Annotated in this window: 13 protein-coding genes; 6 read left to right on the forward strand and 7 right to left on the reverse strand. The window is 57.2% G+C overall.

What is annotated here, in order from left to right; translation table 11 throughout:
- Positions 1–4: 4 nt before the first annotated feature.
- The 3 genes from QNK41_RS02375 to QNK41_RS02385 are packed head-to-tail and all read right to left on the reverse strand — an operon-like array spanning position 5 to position 2,867.
- On the reverse strand, positions 5–1,180 hold the full coding sequence (locus QNK41_RS02375) for an ABC transporter permease (protein WP_319253361.1): 1,176 nt from the start codon (positions 1,178–1,180) through the stop codon (positions 5–7).
- On the reverse strand, positions 1,177–2,205 hold the full coding sequence (locus QNK41_RS02380) for a polyprenyl synthetase family protein (protein ID WP_319253362.1): 1,029 nt from the start codon (positions 2,203–2,205) through the stop codon (positions 1,177–1,179). Before QNK41_RS02380 ends, QNK41_RS02375 begins: the two co-directional genes overlap by 4 nt.
- 2 nt (positions 2,206–2,207) lie before the next feature.
- Positions 2,208–2,867 carry a class I SAM-dependent methyltransferase gene (locus QNK41_RS02385; RefSeq protein ID WP_319253364.1) on the reverse strand — a complete coding sequence of 220 codons (660 nt, stop codon included), beginning with the start codon at positions 2,865–2,867 and terminating at the stop codon, positions 2,208–2,210.
- Between the two features lie 394 nt (positions 2,868–3,261).
- On the opposite strand from QNK41_RS02385, the gene aceE reads away from it, so the two are divergent.
- The 4 genes from aceE (at position 3,262) to QNK41_RS02405 (ending at position 9,167) form a co-directional block, all read left to right on the forward strand.
- Positions 3,262–5,940 carry a pyruvate dehydrogenase (acetyl-transferring), homodimeric type gene (gene aceE, locus QNK41_RS02390; RefSeq protein ID WP_319253366.1) on the forward strand — a complete coding sequence of 893 codons (2,679 nt, stop codon included), beginning with the start codon at positions 3,262–3,264 and terminating at the stop codon, positions 5,938–5,940.
- A 14-nt stretch (positions 5,941–5,954) separates the two neighbouring features.
- A complete protein-coding gene (locus tag QNK41_RS02395) occupies positions 5,955–7,322 on the forward strand; it encodes a 2-oxo acid dehydrogenase subunit E2 (protein WP_319253368.1) in 1,368 nt (455 codons plus the stop codon).
- A 23-nt stretch (positions 7,323–7,345) separates the two neighbouring features.
- Positions 7,346–8,773: a dihydrolipoyl dehydrogenase gene (gene lpdA / locus QNK41_RS02400; protein ID WP_319253370.1), complete on the forward strand. Its 1,428-nt coding sequence runs from the start codon at positions 7,346–7,348 to the stop codon at positions 8,771–8,773.
- 193 nt (positions 8,774–8,966) lie between these two features.
- Entirely contained in the window at positions 8,967–9,167 is a 201-nt protein-coding gene (locus QNK41_RS02405) for a cold-shock protein (RefSeq protein WP_319253372.1), read from the forward strand.
- Positions 9,168–9,519: 352 nt separating this feature from the next.
- Here QNK41_RS02405 and corA read toward each other — a convergent pair whose 3' ends face one another.
- Both corA and QNK41_RS02415 read right to left on the reverse strand, forming a co-directional pair.
- Positions 9,520–10,143 carry a magnesium/cobalt transporter CorA gene (gene corA, locus QNK41_RS02410; RefSeq protein ID WP_319253374.1) on the reverse strand — a complete coding sequence of 208 codons (624 nt, stop codon included), beginning with the start codon at positions 10,141–10,143 and terminating at the stop codon, positions 9,520–9,522.
- Positions 10,076–10,585 carry a CorA family divalent cation transporter gene (locus tag QNK41_RS02415; protein ID WP_319253375.1) on the reverse strand — a complete coding sequence of 170 codons (510 nt, stop codon included), beginning with the start codon at positions 10,583–10,585 and terminating at the stop codon, positions 10,076–10,078. The genes corA and QNK41_RS02415 overlap by 68 nt, the downstream gene beginning before the upstream one ends.
- Before the next feature lie 138 nt (positions 10,586–10,723).
- Here QNK41_RS02415 and QNK41_RS02420 point away from each other — a divergent pair, with 138 nt between their 5' ends.
- Both QNK41_RS02420 and QNK41_RS02425 read left to right on the forward strand, forming a co-directional pair.
- A complete protein-coding gene (locus tag QNK41_RS02420; protein ID WP_319253377.1) occupies positions 10,724–12,181 on the forward strand; it encodes an AlkA N-terminal domain-containing protein in 1,458 nt (485 codons plus the stop codon).
- A gap of 8 nt (positions 12,182–12,189) precedes the next feature.
- Entirely contained in the window at positions 12,190–12,678 is a 489-nt protein-coding gene (locus QNK41_RS02425; protein WP_319253379.1) for a methylated-DNA--[protein]-cysteine S-methyltransferase, read from the forward strand.
- Between the two features lie 3 nt (positions 12,679–12,681).
- On the opposite strand, the gene QNK41_RS02430 is transcribed toward QNK41_RS02425, so the two are convergent.
- Together QNK41_RS02430 and QNK41_RS02435 are read right to left on the reverse strand one after the other, a co-directional pair.
- The gene (locus tag QNK41_RS02430; RefSeq protein WP_319253381.1) at positions 12,682–13,182 is read right to left on the reverse strand and encodes an FHA domain-containing protein; all 501 of its coding nucleotides are present in this window, start codon (positions 13,180–13,182) and stop codon (positions 12,682–12,684) included.
- Between the two features lie 183 nt (positions 13,183–13,365).
- A complete protein-coding gene (locus tag QNK41_RS02435) occupies positions 13,366–15,930 on the reverse strand; it encodes an amino acid permease (RefSeq protein ID WP_319253383.1) in 2,565 nt (854 codons plus the stop codon).
- Positions 15,931–16,259: the final 329 nt, after the last annotated feature.

Consider the following 16,259-nt stretch of genomic DNA (forward strand, 5'->3'; position numbering starts at 1 on the left):
GGGCTTAAATCAGTCTCAAAATATCCGCGGCGTTTTTCCGGGCGACCATTGCCGCCGGCCAGACGGCCGCAAGCAGGCTGAACAGCACCGACGTCGCCGGTGGCGCCCACAGCGAAAAAGCTGTCAACCGCGGAACGATCACACCGGATACGGCAAAATAGCGGTTGTGGGAAGTATACGCGGAAATGTCGATGCCACCCGAATGGGTCACCGCCATGACGGACAAGACACCGATGAAAAGACCCGCAACGCAGGCGATGAGATTCATCAGGGCCACCTTGGCCACGATGAGCGTCGACATTTCAGCGGTAGTTACCCCCATGGCCTTCATGATGCCGTATTCACTCATGTTGCGGATGATGAAGATCACGAAAGAGCAGGCAATTCCAATGGCGACGACACCGAAGACGAGGAGGATAACGATCAGCATGGAAATCACCTCCAGGTCGATGAGCTGCCGCAGGTCGGGCATCTGAGTCTCCCAGGATTCGAAGCGAACCGGGTCCGGCCAATCCTTCCGGTAGATCTCCAGGATGGTGTCGGCCGTGACACCGGTTACCAGGAATACGGCGGCGGACCATGGAACGCCTCTGGTGGGCATCATTTCCAATGGACTGAAAGCGATGCCGCGATCCAACGCGCCAAGGCCGGTATGGTAAAGCCCCGACACTGAATAATCAAAGAGACTGCCCCCGGGTTGAAAAGAGAACTGCAGCCGATCACCGACCCGGACGTCCAGTGCCTGTGCGACATCTCGGCTGATCAGGATTTCTGCCTGGCCGGGTAAAGGATATCGCCCCTTCCTGATTTTGTTTTTCAAGGCAGTCTGACCGGCTTCCCGGACAGGATCGATCCCGCAAAGCACCAGCGGTTGGGCCAGATCGCCCCCCGAAAGAACACCCGGCAGATAAACCCGTTTCAGGACCGTTTCGACACCCTGGACCATGAGGTCTTCCGTTCGTATCGATTCAGGCACCTCGTAGCCGGTGACATGCCCGGAAAACAACCCCACAGTGTTGCGCAGCATGGCATCTTTAACGCCTACAGCCAGGGCTGAAAGAAAGATCAGCGCCGCCACCGCCGTAACCACCATGACGGACAGCGTGACCGTAGCGCGGCCGGAACGGACGAGGAAGTAATAAGCGATCCGGGTCCAATAGGTGGGACCGCAGGGCTTCATTTCTCCACCTCCTTGATCAGGTGACACACACCGATGCTCTCTTCCAGAAAGCGGATGGCCGGCAAAACCAGTGCTTGGTGTTCGATTGAAAAAAGCGCTCCGAGACCGTCTTTCAACAACCGATGGGATATTTTCGCTGCCTGTCTGATCGCCTCTGGAAAGCGGTTGCCGTACAATGGTCCCCCGTCCTCGATGTTTTTCAGGTTCATCATCTTGCTAAGCCGGTCTTTTTCAACCGGGTTTGGCCCGTGGTGAATCAGGGAGACCACGTAATTGTGCCGGCGAGCCTGAATATCGCCGACCATATCCACGATGTCGTCCATGATCTGGCAGCCGATGCCAATCCGGTAAAGCCCCTCCAGCAGCGGTGCCTGATCTTTATTGTCAGCCGTTTCGATGGTCAGGGGAATGTCCCATGGGCATTGAAACAGGATGCCGGTTTTAAGATGGTGAATTGATTGAAGGATTTCCTCAGGTTTCAAGATGGCCGTAATGCCCGCTTCCTCCGCGGCCTCCTCCACACCGCTGCGGGTCATCGTCTTCATGGATGCCGTCGCAGCCGCCAGAACCCGATCGTTGGCGATCTCCTGCCGTGTGGCCGCATCCATGAGAATCTGGAAGAGCACCCGGTCGGAAACCATAATGTCCATGACCGAACGGAAGCGATACCCGGTGGCGGGGATATCGGTGTCGAGGGTTTGTTTATATTCGTCATCCAGCAGATTGTCGCAGCCGGTGACCATTCCCCTCAGGCACTGAAGGGTGGCGGCATATAGAATACGTCGGGATCGGACGATTCCCGCCCGCTGATAGGAGTAGAGAAACAACAGCGAAAAGAAGTTTTTCTGTAATGAAAAGGTGGCTTCCGTGGGTGCTTTGAGCGATACGCCACACTGCCTAAGGATCTGGTCCGCAGCCTCCCAGAAAAGCAGAATCCCGGATTTCAACTCGGCCATCAAGGCCGCTAACAGCGGGACTCGCTCCATCTGGGCGATGGGATCGGACAGGTTATCGTCGATGCTCATTTTCACGCTTCTGGTTTGCGGGTGTTGAACAGCGCGATGTACCCGAAATAGGTGGCAACGATCTCCGGGTGAAGAAATCCGGCGCCGGCAATGACATCGGGCAGGATCCCGCGGATGTTTTCACCAATCTGGGGCTGCATGAAGAACCATCGGGAAACGTGGGACACCAGGGCGCCCATCCAGGTGGTGGGGACGTGCATGTCCGCGATGACCAGTCGCCCCCCCGGTTTCAGCACTCGGAAGGCTTCGGCCAGCGCTTTTTCTTTGAGGTCCACCTGCACGTGGTGAAAAAAAAGACTGGAGACCACCGCATCGAAAGAGTGCTCCTCGAAGGCAAGGCTTTCGGCCGCCATCACCTCAAACCGGCAGTTGTCCGATGCACGCTTTTTACGGGCAACAGCGATCATCTTGGCCGCCGCATCGATACCGACGCTCTCCCCACCCGCAGCGGCGGCCAGCCGGTCGCCGATCATCCGGGTGAGCACGCCGGTACCGCAGCCCAGATCCAGAACACGATCCGAACCGGTCAGTTTCAACAGGGAAAGGAGATGTCGGTCGTATTCTGCCTGTTTTCCCAGCAGCAGTATCGGTTCGAGGGTGTCATATACAACCGCGGCATGATCCAGTGTTCGACCCCGGGTGGGGGCTGATTTAAGTTTCATTGTCGTTCACCGTTTCCGATGATGAAAAGATCTGCATGGGCAACGATCACCTGGTCCGACCAGGCCAGCCAGCGTCACGCGACGGGGGTTAAAGGAAGGCCTTGCGGCGATTCGACTGGGTAAGCGCGTATGCCCGACGCTCCGCGATTCGTGAAAACATTATCAATAACCTGGCCATGATGCAAGATGCGATCGGCATGACCGCTCATGTCATTACTATTGACAGGTGTTTGGTATCGACTCAATATTAAAGGACGTCACAAGCGTCCGGCAAGCGTCTCTTATCAGGCAGCCCTTGATGCCATTCTGCCGGCGGATTCTTGTCAGCCGAATTGCCGGACGCGCAAGATGACGCCTTCCATACTCATCCACGTCCAAGGAAAGGAACTTGCGCATGGCCCACGAAGATGCCGACACCATTGCCCGGGAGATCGCCTTGGAAAACCGAGAGTGGATCGAAAGCCTGGACTATGTATACGAAAATCAGGGACCCGCACGCATTTTAGAGCTGCTGCGTCACCTTCAGGTGCGGGCTCAGCAGCGCGGCGTTCATATCCATTTTTCCGCCAACACCCCCTACATCAACACCATACCGGCGATCAGCCAGCCCGCCTTTCCGGGCAGTCGGGAGATCGAGCGCCGCATCAAGAGCATCATCCGCTGGAATGCCATGGCCATGGTGGTGCGTGCCAACCGTCAGCACTCGGGCATTGGCGGCCACATCTCCACGTTTGCCTCCAGCGCCACGCTCTACGAAGTGGCTTTCAATCATTTCTTTCGGGCCAAGAGTGCCGGGCATCCCGGAGACATCGTCTTCTTCCAGGGCCACGCAGCGCCGGGCATCTACGCCCGTGCCTTCCTAGAAGGCCGCATCAGCGAGACGCAGATGGAAAATTTCCGCCGTGAGATGGCCGAAGGCGGCGGCCTGTGCTCCTATCCCCACCCGTACCTGATGCCCAACTTCTGGCAGTTTCCCACCGTGTCCATGGGCCTGTCACCGATCATGGCCATCTACCAGGCCCGCTTCAACCGCTACATGGAAGACCGGGGCATCCAACCGCCTGACGACCGGCGGGTATGGGCCTTTTTAGGCGACGGTGAGACCGACGAACCAGAAACCCTGGGAGCCATCACGCTGGCATCGCGGGAGCGGTTGGACAACCTGATTTTCGTCATCAACTGCAACCTGCAGCGCCTTGACGGACCGGTGCGCGGCAACGGCAAGATTATCCAGGAACTGGAGGCGGCCTTTCGCGGGGCCGGCTGGAATGCCATCAAGGTGATCTGGGGAAACGACTGGGATCCGCTGCTGGCGCAGGACGATCAGGGCTTGCTGGCCAGGCGCATGGAAGAGGTCCCCGACGGCCAGTACCAGATGTATTCAGTGGCAGGGGGAGAATATATCCGCAAAGATTTCTTCGGGCGCTATCCGGAATTGGCCCGCATGGTGGATGGCTACACCGACGAACAGTTGCAGAAGCTGCGCCGCGGCGGCCACGACCCCCAAAAGGTATACGCGGCCTATCAGGCGGCAGTGGCGCACAAGGGTGCCCCCACGGTGATTTTGGCCAAGACCATCAAGGGCTATGGCTTGGGAGAAGCGGGCGAGGGACGCAATGTCACCCACCAGCAGAAAAAACTCAACGAACAGGAACTGCGGCATTTCAGGAGCCGCTTCGGCATCCCCATCCCCGATGACCAGATCCAGGACGCGCCCTTTTACCGGCCTGACGAAGAGAGCGAAGAGATCCGCTACCTGAAGGAACGACGGCGGGCCCTGGGTGGCTACCTGCCGGCACGCAGCGTGTCGGTACCCATCTTCCGACCGCCTGAAAAAACCCTGTACGCCGAATTCATGAAAGGGTCGGGTGACCGGGAGGTGGCCACCACCATGGTCATGGTAACCCTGCTGGCCAAGCTGTTGTCGGACAAGAAAATCGGTCAATATATCGTACCCATCGTACCCGACGAGGCTCGCACCTTTGGTATGGAGAGCCTGTTTCGCAAGATCGGCATTTACTCCCATGTGGGCCAAAACTACGAACCGGTGGACAAGAGCAGCCTACTCTATTACAAAGAGGCCACCGATGGTCAGATATTGGAAGAGGGCATCACCGAAGCCGGATCCATGGCCTCGTTCATCGCCGCCGGCACGGCCTACTCCACCTTCGACATCAACATGGTGCCCTTCTTTTTCTTCTACTCCATGTTCGGGTTCCAGCGTATCGGCGACATGATCTGGGCCGCCGGCGACATCCAGGCCCGGGGCTTTTTGCTGGGTGCCACGGCTGGGCGCACGACCCTGGCCGGAGAAGGGCTGCAGCACCAAGACGGACACAGCCACATCCTGGCCCTGCCCAACCCATCGCTGTTGGCCTACGATCCGGCATTTGCCTTTGAAATCGCCGTCATCGTGCGCGAAGGCCTTCGCCGGATGCTGGAGGAGGGTGAGAACCTGGTCTACTACCTCACCATCACCAACGAATTCTACCCCATGCCCGAAATGCCCACCGGCGTGGAAGAAGGTATTCTCAAGGGCCTCTACAAGTTTTCATCATCTTCTCTCAAAAAGCCCAAAGCCAAGGCCCACCTGCTTGGCAGCGGGGCCATTTTCAACGAATGCCTAAAGGCTCGGAGCATATTGGAATCGGACTATGGCGTCGCTGCCGATTTGTGGAGCGTCACCAGCTACAAAAATCTCTACTGGGATGCTCAAGACACCGACCGCTGGAACCGCCTCAACCCGGAGAAAAAACACCGCCCATCTTTTCTGCAGCAGCAGACCGCGGGTGCGTCCGGGGTATTCGTTGCAGCCAGCGACTACCTGAAAGCCCTGCCGGAAACGATTGCCCGCCACCTGCCCGGTCCCGTGGTTATGTTGGGCACCGACGGATATGGCCGCAGCGAAACCCGCGAGGCCCTGCGCGACTTTTTCGAGGTGGACGCCCGGCACATTGCCTTTGCGGCCCTGTCCGCCCTGGCCCGGGAGAAGGCCATACCCATGGCCACGGTAAAAAAAGCCCGAACGGCGTTGAAGATCGACCCTGATCGCACCAATCCCTTGTTCGCATAGAAGAAGGAGACCCCATGATACAGGCAATCAAAGTTCCGGAAATTGGCGAAAATGTTGAATCGGGAGTCGTAGTGGCCGTCCACATCAAGGTCGGAGACACGGTGGCGGTGGACGACACCTTGATCGAACTGGAGACGGACAAAGCCTTGGTAGAGATTCCATCTCCATTTGCCGGCCGGGTGACGGAAGTGCTTGCCGACACCGGTGCCCAGATTAACGTGGGTGATGTGATCGCCCGGGTGGAAACCGAAGGTGAGGCGGCCAAAGCGGAGGACGATGCGCCGGTGCAACATAAGATGACGGAAAACTCTGCATCCATGACTGAGAGCCGCGCGGAAGAAACTTCTCCGGCATCGCCACAACCGGCATCTGATACGGCGACGGAAGACCTTGCATCTGTGTCCGAGAGCAGCACCATGGAATCTTCCTTTGCACCGGCGCCACCACCATCACGCTCCGACACACTGCCGGACCGTCCTCCGGCACCGGCGGCGCCCTCTATCCGGCGCCTGGCACGGGAGCTGGGGGTGGACATTGTCGACGTCAGCGGAAGTGGCCCCGGCGGCCGAATCACCGAAACAGACGTCAAAGCCCATGTGCGGAACCGGCAGCCAAGTGCTCCAGGGGTTTCTGGTGCGCCCGCTGAAACCGGCACCTCGGCGATGCCCGATTTCAGCCGCTGGGGGAAGGTCGACATTGAGGAGATGGACACGGTCCGGCGGCTGACGGCCCGGAGCACGACGGCCTCCTGGGCGACCATCCCCCATGTCACCCAATTTGATGAGGCGGACATCACCAGTGTGATGGGGTTCATCGAAAAAAATGCCCCGAAGGTAGAAAAGGCCGGCGCCAAGCTTACCGTAACGGCCATCATCACCCGCGTGTGCGCCGAAGCCCTGAAACGGTTTCCGCGATTCAACGCCAGTATCGACATGGCCAATCGCCGCATCATCCTCAAGCGATACGTGCATATCGGCATCGCTGCCGATACCCCGAGGGGTTTGCTGGTACCGGTGATCCGCGATGCCGATCAGAGAAGCATCGTCGACCTGGCCAAAACTGTCGGGGACCTGGCCCAGCGTGCCCGCGACAAAAAGATCAAGCCCGACGAATTGGAAGGCGGCACCTTCAGCATCTCCAACCAGGGTGGCATCGGCGGGGTGGGGTTTACCCCCATCGTCCTGTGGCCCCAGGTGGCCATCCTGGGCGTGAGCCGATCCGCCGTCAAACCTGTTTTTGTTCAGGACCGCTTCGAACCGAGAACCGTGCTGCCCCTTTCGCTCTCCTATGACCACCGCATCATCGACGGGGCCGACGCGGCGCGGTTCCTGCGCTGGATCTGCGATGGCCTGGAACAACCCATGACCCTTTTTCTCGATTAGCGTTAAGAAAGTGAGTATTATCCATGGCTGAAATTAACACGCAACTGGCTGTCATCGGTGCCGGCCCCGGCGGCTACGCGGCTGCCTTTCTGGCCGCAGATATGGGCCTGACCGTCACACTTATCGATCCGGCGGAAAACCCCGGCGGTGTCTGCCTGTACCGCGGGTGCATTCCCTCCAAGGCACTGCTGCATATCGCCCGGCTCATCCACGAAACGGCCGATTCCGAGGCCTGGGGCGTCTCTTTCGGTAAACCTAAAATCGACATCGACCGGATGCGGCAATGGAAAATGGATGTGGTCAACGGGCTCACCAACGGTCTGGGACGATTGGTCACCCAGCGGAAAATTACCCACATCCGCTCCTCTGCCGTTTTTTCGGATGACCAAACCCTGTCGCTGACGGATGCTGACGGAAAAATAAGCACCCTGGGTTTCGAGAACGCCATCCTGGCCACGGGCTCCCGTTCGTCAGAAATAGCGATGTTCCCAACAGACGGCGACCGCATCTGGAACTCGAAAAGAGCCCTCGACCTGGAAACCGTTCCCACGACGCTGCTGGTGGTGGGCGGCGGCTATATCGGATTAGAGTTGGGCAGCGTCTATGCGGCGTTGGGGTCGGAAGTAACCGTCGTGGAGATGCTGCCCCACCTGCTGGACGGTGCCGACCGGGATTTGGTGCGCTTCCTTAGCAAGACCCTGACGGACCGGTTCAAAGCGATCTTGCTGAACACCACGGTGGCAACAGCCAAAATCCAGAAAAACGGCGTCAAGGTCACCTTCCAGGGGAAGGATGAAAAGCCACAAACCCAACTGTTCCAGCGGGTGCTCGTGGCCGTGGGCCGCCGGCCCAATGCCACCGGTCTGGCCCTGGAAAAAGCCGGGGTGTCACTGGATGAAAACGGGTTTGTCCAGACGGACAACCGGTGCCGGACCACAGCGGCAACGGTCTTTGCCATCGGCGACGTGGCCGGCCAGCCCATGCTGGCCCACAAGGCCGCCTACGAAGCACGCATTGCCGTGGAAAACATCGCCGGAAAAAATGTGATCGCTGACCCCGCAGCCATCCCGGCAGTGGTCTTCACCGACCCGGAGGTCGCCTGGACAGGCCTCACCGAAGGCGCTGCCAAATCAAAGGGGACGGCTGTCGCAGTGACCCGGTTTCCCTGGGCGGCATCTGGCCGCGCCGTCACCCTGGGCCGCAGTGACGGGCTCACCAAACTGATAATCGATCCGGAAACCGAGCGCCTGCTGGGTGCAGGTATCGTGGGACCCGGTGCCGGGGAGCTGATCGCCGAGGCGACCTTGGCCCTGGAGATGGGTGCCAATGCCACCGATGTGGGTTTGACCATCCATCCCCATCCGACCCTGTCCGAAACGTTCAAGGAAGCTGCCGACATCTTTCACGGCACGGCCACCCATTATTACCGGCCGAAGCGAACCATGAAGTAGGGCTGAATGTAGACTTTTGACGAATTCGTAATATTTGACTTGCATTTACTGTTATGCATGATATGGTTTTTTGATCATAAAGGACTGCCGGTGTTGGCGGTCCGGTTTCTTTCTCAGGGGTTGATCCATTTGTCAAAGTGGCACCTGAAGTTTGAAGCAATGATTAAATTTTTATACGTAGGAGGGTGTTAGCATGGCAGATGGTATCGTGAAGTGGTTCAATGACAGCAAGGGGTTTGGTTTTATCGAGCAGGAAGATGGTCCGGATGTATTTGTTCATCATTCTGCAATCAATTCCAGTGGATTTAGATCTCTCAGCGAAGGGGATCGGGTTAGCTTTGAAATCGAGCAGGGTCCCAAGGGACCTTCCGCAGCTAACGTGACTGTGGCCTAACGCTTCGTTTTCCAATTTTTAAAGGGCCTTCCGTGTTGACCGGAAGGCCCTTTTTTTTACCCCTCTGATACGCCATTCAAGCCGGTTCGCCCGCACTCCGCTCAAACACTGCTGAGTTGCCCCGATCTTCCGGATCGTTGAAATCCGTCATGATCACAGGCAAGACAAGGCCGCGGCCTGATTGAAACCTCCCGCGGCCCCGATGAGCGGGATCTCTGCTTCGCTCCGACAAACCGAGGGGAATGTTCTGCCTGTTTCGGCCGTGCTGCACAGCACCGTATGGATAAAATTGATTTCCCGTTCGCTTGCATTCCCCGCCGCAACCAACGGGGAACAAGCTCGCTATCGCGGTTCACACCCACTTCTTGCGCCTGAAAAAAACAAGCATGCCGAGGACAATGGCCAGGATGATCATCCAGACCAGCAGATAGCCCCAGCGCCAGGTCAGCTCGGGCATGTGAGTAAAGTTCATGCCGTAAATGCCGACGACAAAGGTGATGGGGATGAAAATGGTGGCGATGATGGTGAGCACCTTCATCACCTCGTTCATGCGGTTGCTGATGATGGACAGGTAAAGATCCTGCATGCCGGACAGGATGTCCCGGAAAGATTCGATGGTATCGATGGTCTGGATGGTGTGGTCGTAAACGTCACGCATGAAGAGACGGGTGGCTGCACCAATGAAATCAACATCGTCTTTGAGAAAATGCGCGATAATCTCCCGCAGCGGCCAGACCTGCTTTCTCAGGTAAATCAATTCCCGCCGGATGGTGTGAATATCTGCTAAAATGCCGGCCTCGGGATGGTCGTCAATGCCCTCTTCCAGAATTTCCAGCCGTTCACCCAGTTTTTCAAGGATTACAAAGTAGTTGTCTACAATGGCGTCGATGAGTGCGTAGGCCAGATAATCACAGCCACCGGTACGGATCCGTCCTTTGACCTTTCCGGATCCGCTCCCGGACCGGCTCGAATACATCTCCGGCTGACTCCTGGAAAGAGATCAGGACATTTTTTCCCAGTATCAGGCTGATCTGCTCCGAGTAGATAAGATCATCTTTTTCACCATGGTGGAGCATTTTCATCACGACAAAGAGATAGTCGTCGAAGGCCTCGGCCTTGGGCCGCTGGGTGGTGTTCAACACATCTTCCAGGGTCAACGGATGAAGGCCGAAATGCCTGCCGATATGCTCCATGACGGAGATGTCGTGAATGCCGTCGATATTGATCCAGGTGGTGGTGGTCGTCGTCAGAAGGGGCAACGCCTCTTCAACTCGGTTCAAGGGTCTCTCCATCAGCGTGTCTGCGTCATAGTGCAGCATGGCAAGACGGATGTCGTCCGTCTTTTTTTCTCCCACGTGGACCAGGGTTCCGGGAGAACTCCCGGCCTTTTTTGACGACTTTCGGGTGAATCGGGACATTGGCGCCTCTATTTTTTTTTAACATGTCCGAAAACGACTTGTCAGACGACCAAAAAAATCTGAATATAGCTCAAAGCATAAAGGGAAATGGCTTCCATGACAATACGCGAATTGCTCCACCATGGCTAAAGGATCAAAATGAATACCCTTATGGACCGCTCTGCCTGTGACCGGGCCAGACTGGCCCGGGACCCGCGATTTGACGGCCTCTTTTTTATCGGCGTCAAGAGCACGGGCATCTATTGCCGACCCATCTGCCCGGCCCGGTCGCCCCGACCGGAAAACATCGTCTATTATCCCACGGCAGCCGCTGCAGCTGCAGTCGGCCTCCGCCCATGCCTGCGCTGCCGGCCAGAGACGGCCCCGGGAACACCGGCTTGGAACGGCACATCCGCCACCGTCGCCCGAGCCATGAATCTAATTCGCCAGGGTGCCCTCGACGGCGGTTCCGTGGACAATCTGGCCGCACGGCTGGGTGTCGGCGCCCGGCACCTGCGCCGTCTGTTCCGGCAGCATATCGGTGCCACACCCAAGGCCATTGCGGACAACCAGCGCCTGCTGTTTGCCAAACGGCTGGTAGTGGAAACGGACATGCCCATCACCCAGGCAGCCCTCACCGCCGGCTACGGCAGCCTCCGACGCTTAAATGCTGCCTTTCGCAAGCACGTCGGCCTTACGCCGTCTCAGCTTCGTAGAGGTCGCCCGCAAACACAACCGTGGTCCGATGATGGATTCAACTGCACACTGACCTTACCCTATCGGCCGCCATACAACTGGGACCGAATGCTGGCCTTTTTCCAGGAACGGGCCATCCCCGGTGTAGAATGGGTGGGTGACAGGGTCTATTGCCGGACCATCCGGCTGTCGACCACCCGGGGAACCATCGCTGTGCGACACGCCAAAAAAAGCCACGCCCTGGTACTGGATGTATGCATGACGGACAGCCGGGAGCTAATGAAAGTCGTAGAGAGGGTGCGCCGCATATTCGACCTGGATGCCAATCCACGGGCCATTCATCAGACCCTGGTTCAAGACCCCTTGTTGGCCAAGCGGATCCACCAAACACCGGGACTGCGCCTGCCCGGGTCATGGGACCCTTTCGAGACAGCAATGCGAGCGGTGGTGGGCCAGCAGATTTCGGTAAAGGGCGCAGTCACCCAGCTCGGCCGTATCGCCCGCCTGGCCGGCGTCCCGCATGACGGAGACGGCAAGCCCCATTTGACACGACTCTTTCCCGATGCCGCCGAGTTGGCAGCAGCCGATATGGCAGGTATCGGCATGCCCCAAAAGAGAAAAGAGACAATTCGACAAATCGCTCGGCAAGTGGTTTCGGGATCGCTGCGGCTGGACACAGCCGGAGAACTATCCCGCTTTATCGACAGGATGACGGCCATACCGGGCATCGGTGCCTGGACGGCGAACTATGTAGCCATGCGCGCCCTGGGGGAGCCCGACGCCTTCCCCGCATCGGACCTGGGCATCATGAAGGCTCTCCAGGAGAAGGGCTCCCGGCCGACGGTCAAACAGGTGACGGCACGTGCCGAAGCCTGGCGTCCCTGGCGGGCTTACGCGGCAATTTACCTGTGGCTGGGATAGGAGGCACAATGATCTATGATTATATTCAAACCGATCTGGCCGGCACCCTTATTCTGGCCGGAGACGAGAACGGGTTGCGGCACCTGAATTTCATCAACGGGAAAAATCCGGTGCCCATCCAAGGGGATTGGCGGCGGGACACGGCCCATTTCAAAACGGTTAAAATACAGCTTGCCGCTTATTTTGCAGGCGAACAGAAAACCTTCGACATTGATCTGTTTCCGGAAGGCACACCCTTTCAAATGAAGGTGTGGTCGGCTCTTTCAGAGATTCCCTATGGCAAGGTGGTCTCCTACCTGTGGATTGCCCAGCGTATTGGTAAACCCGATGCTGTGCGCGCCGTGGGCGCCGCCAACGGTCGCAATCCCATCTCCATCATTATCCCCTGCCATCGGGTCATCGGCAAAAATGGCGCACTTACCGGCTACGGCGGCGGGCTTGACGTCAAACAGCGGCTGATCCGGCTGGAAAACCCGGAGGCCTTTTCAGGTTTATAAGGATCAAAGCGCTTGCTCGAACAAAATATGAATGGCATCGGTGGATTTGAAATCAACTTTGTATCCCGGACCGATGACACCCTTGGCGGTCAGCATTATTTCTTTTCTACGGACGGTGACCCCTTTGCGTCCTTCCATGAGAAGATAGGTGCCATTGGAACTTTGGTCGGTGAGATAATATTTCCCATCTTTATACTCGACTAACGCGTGCGTTCTGGATACCCGGTTGTTCACCACCTGGATGTCGTTGCTCTTCTGGCGACCGATCTCTACGCGAGAGTTTTTTTCGTTTACGAGAACCACCACTTTGCCGTATTTCAGGATCAGGCAGGCTCCCGGCGTTTTTTTGTACTTCGACGAGGATGCTTTGAGCGCTTTTGCCTTCAGGCCGTAAAAGCGCAGAAAGTCCCCGCACTTCCCACAGGGAACCTGAGGCTTTGGACCTTTGACGCATGCCTCGTCAATCGTGTTTTTAAAACCACACTCCTCACAATAGATGATCATGATCGCCTATCCGTGGCTGCGGGTGCAAAGCACCCCTTGCTCAGGGTAAAACACTTTTTATTCGTGAACGATAAATTGCTATATATCAACTCACAAGTCCTCAAGAATCAAGTCTTTTTCAATGTAGTCCAGATTGGGGCTGGGCATAAACATCTCCATTTAAACAGGTAACGCGGACACTGTCTATTTCGACGGTTCCTTGGCAGACTTTAATCCGGGATTCAACGCATCAATGGTCTTGGCTGCATCATCGGCCTTGACCTTGGCCTTGACCGCACGTCGATAAGCCTTTTCGGCGCCGGATTCGGCATCCTTGATTTCCTCCTTCAGGTCCTCCCGGGTATCCAGGGGCACCGCGCCGGAAACACCCTTATCCTCCAACACGTTGAGCCGGCTGTTAAGCAGCTCCAGAGCTGCCTTTTTTTCTGCTGCCGCCTTTTCAGCTGCGGCGGCTTTTTCCCGGGCCGCTTCCAGTTCATCGGTGGCCCGGGCAACCTGGGCGGCCAGCCCCTCTTCGGGAGCCGCATCCAGATCGATGTCCTCCGCGGCCATGACCACAGTAGAAACCGGTAGCCGGGGCAGGGAGCGTTCGAATGATTTACCGGTGGGATCGAGAATGTGGTTCTGTTTAATTTTCAGGGGAAGAAAAACAAAGGTCGCGTCGGCCGACTGCTGCACAATCGTTTCAGCATCGAAATTCTCAACGATTTCGGCGGCGGCATCGATGCGAATGTCCTCCATAATTTTTATCAATTTCTCTTTTTCTTTGTCAATACATGTACCATCGCCCTGTGTCAGCACCCGGAGAGTGGTTTTATCCCATGGTTCGTTGCGGGTCATCAGATGGGCTAACAGCAGCATCAGGCGACTGGTGGCATTACCCTGCCACCACACATCGATCCGTCGCCCTTCCCTCGGCTGGGCTTCAAGCCGTTTCCAGGATTCCGGATCTATGCGCAAAACCACCAGGTTTTTTCCCTGCCGAAAAATGAGCCTGAGGTGTTTCACGTAGTTATAGGCGCCGATGCCGGAAATGGCTTTAGCGGATTCCCCCATCCAGTTGAGGACCACTGTATTCGGGCGCAACGGACCGATGCCCGAACTCTGAATAAGAATCCCCATGGCCTGGGTGACATCCGGCGCACACACGGTAAGGGGAAACATGGCATGGTGGCCGGAAGCAATGGCCTCGGCCAGCGCCCGGTGGGCTGATTCCTGCGCTTTTCTGGCCGCTATTCCCTCACCTTCGATTATCTGTACCGCCTCCGTAAAGCCCGTGCCGCCCTCAATCCAGGCGGAAAAGGTCAGCAGCGGGACACGACGCTCCGAATCCTGAGTAAACACAAGTAGTTGGGGGCGCCAGTCGCGAGCATGCTCAGGATCTTCTCCGGCGGCAAGCAGATGCTGGCGCACTCGCTGCAAATGATGGGATCGGGCACTGTCGGCCCACCGTGCCGGCCCGGCAGTGCGTTTGAGAAACTGGTATACGGCCAACAACAGGGCGATGGCCGCTGCCCCGCTTTTGAGGTCGATGGCCAGCATGGCGCCTACACAGATGATGAAACCGGCTAAACTCAGCGAGGGGGAGAACCATTTGAAGCGGGGTCGAAAAGAGGGGCTTTGGGTTCTGGCCTCGAAAAAGGTGGCATAGTTGAGCAGTCCGTATGAAATCAGAAAAAACATGGAAACCACACTGGCCACCAGGTTCAACTGTCCTAAGGCAATCGTAATAAAGGCAATGCCGGCGGAGAGCAGCACACCCCGTCGGGGGTTGCCCGACGGTTCGCTGACCGTGGCAAAAGGCGTCAGAATAGAAAATATCCGGTCGGCAGACAAGGACTGCAGGATTCGTGGTGCTCCCATGAATGACGCCATGGCCGAGGAGAGGGTCGCGGCAATCACCCCTGCATCGATGAAGAATCCGACGGCGGACACGGTTTTCATGGCACCGTAATTCGACGACAGGACCTGGTTGGGCAGAGCTCCCGCAAACAGCACCGCCACGGTGAAATAAACCACCATAGAGATTCCCACAGCCAGAAATGTTCCCAAGGGAAGGCTTTTTCCCGGGTCCGCCAAGTCTCCGGACATGCTCACCCCCTGGGTGAACCCGGTGGCGGCGGGAAAAAAGATGGCAAAGAGAATCCAGAAGGGGGCGCCATTTTCCGGCGTCGCCCAGTTGGCGGCCAGCAGCGCCGAATCCCAGCGGCGGATGCCGCCGATGAAAAAAGAGAACAGGGCGACGATCAGCAGGGCCATGACCACAAACTGGAACCGTGTGGCCCAGTCCGCACCCAGCCAGGCAAAAACAAATAGAAACGCCACGGCACCGGCAGCAATCAGCTGAACGGCCAGCGGATGCGCCTGGGGAAAAAAAGCGGCCACCGCCTCGGCGAAACCAATGCAGTAAAAAGCGATGGACACGCTTTGGGCCAGAAAAAGGACCAGGCCGATGGAGCCGCCGAATTCCAGGCCCAGGGTGCGGGATATCAAATAGTAATCGCCGCCACCTTTCACCTTGAGGTTGGTGGCCACGGCAGACAGGGAAATGCTGGTGAGTACGCTGATGGCATTGGCCAGGGCAATGATGACCAGGCCGCGCGCCAATCCGGCGCTGCCGATCACATACCCGAGTCTCAGGAAGAGAATGATCCCTAATATGGTCAGAACGCTAGGGGTGAACACACCAGCAAACGTTCCCAGTCGACCGACAGCAGGGGTAGCGTCAGTTGATGATGGCTTTTTCATGGATGGCGGTCACTTTCGTTCGCCAATGGGTCTGACTACCGGTTGGGTATGATGCAAATGATTCGAAACGGCTTTTTCCAGAATACAGTGAATCCATAAGGATGCGCCGATTCCTGAACTCACGGCGATTTCGAGAAAGGCCCAAAGAAACAACTCTCCGGTATCATAGGTGCTTTAGGAAAGAAGGTCAAATAGAATGCTTGAACGCCCGGGCAGGGAAAGACAATGGCGGCATGATTGTTGAGTCCGCCAAATCTGAACCGCGATAGCGAGCGAACTGCAAATCGTTCTTCATCCTAACGGTGAACCCTTGCCGCGGGGAGGGTTCA

Origin of the sequence: Desulfosarcina sp. (assembly GCF_033791525.1) — a bacterium.
Classification (GTDB): Bacteria; Desulfobacterota; Desulfobacteria; order Desulfobacterales; family Desulfosarcinaceae; genus Desulfosarcina.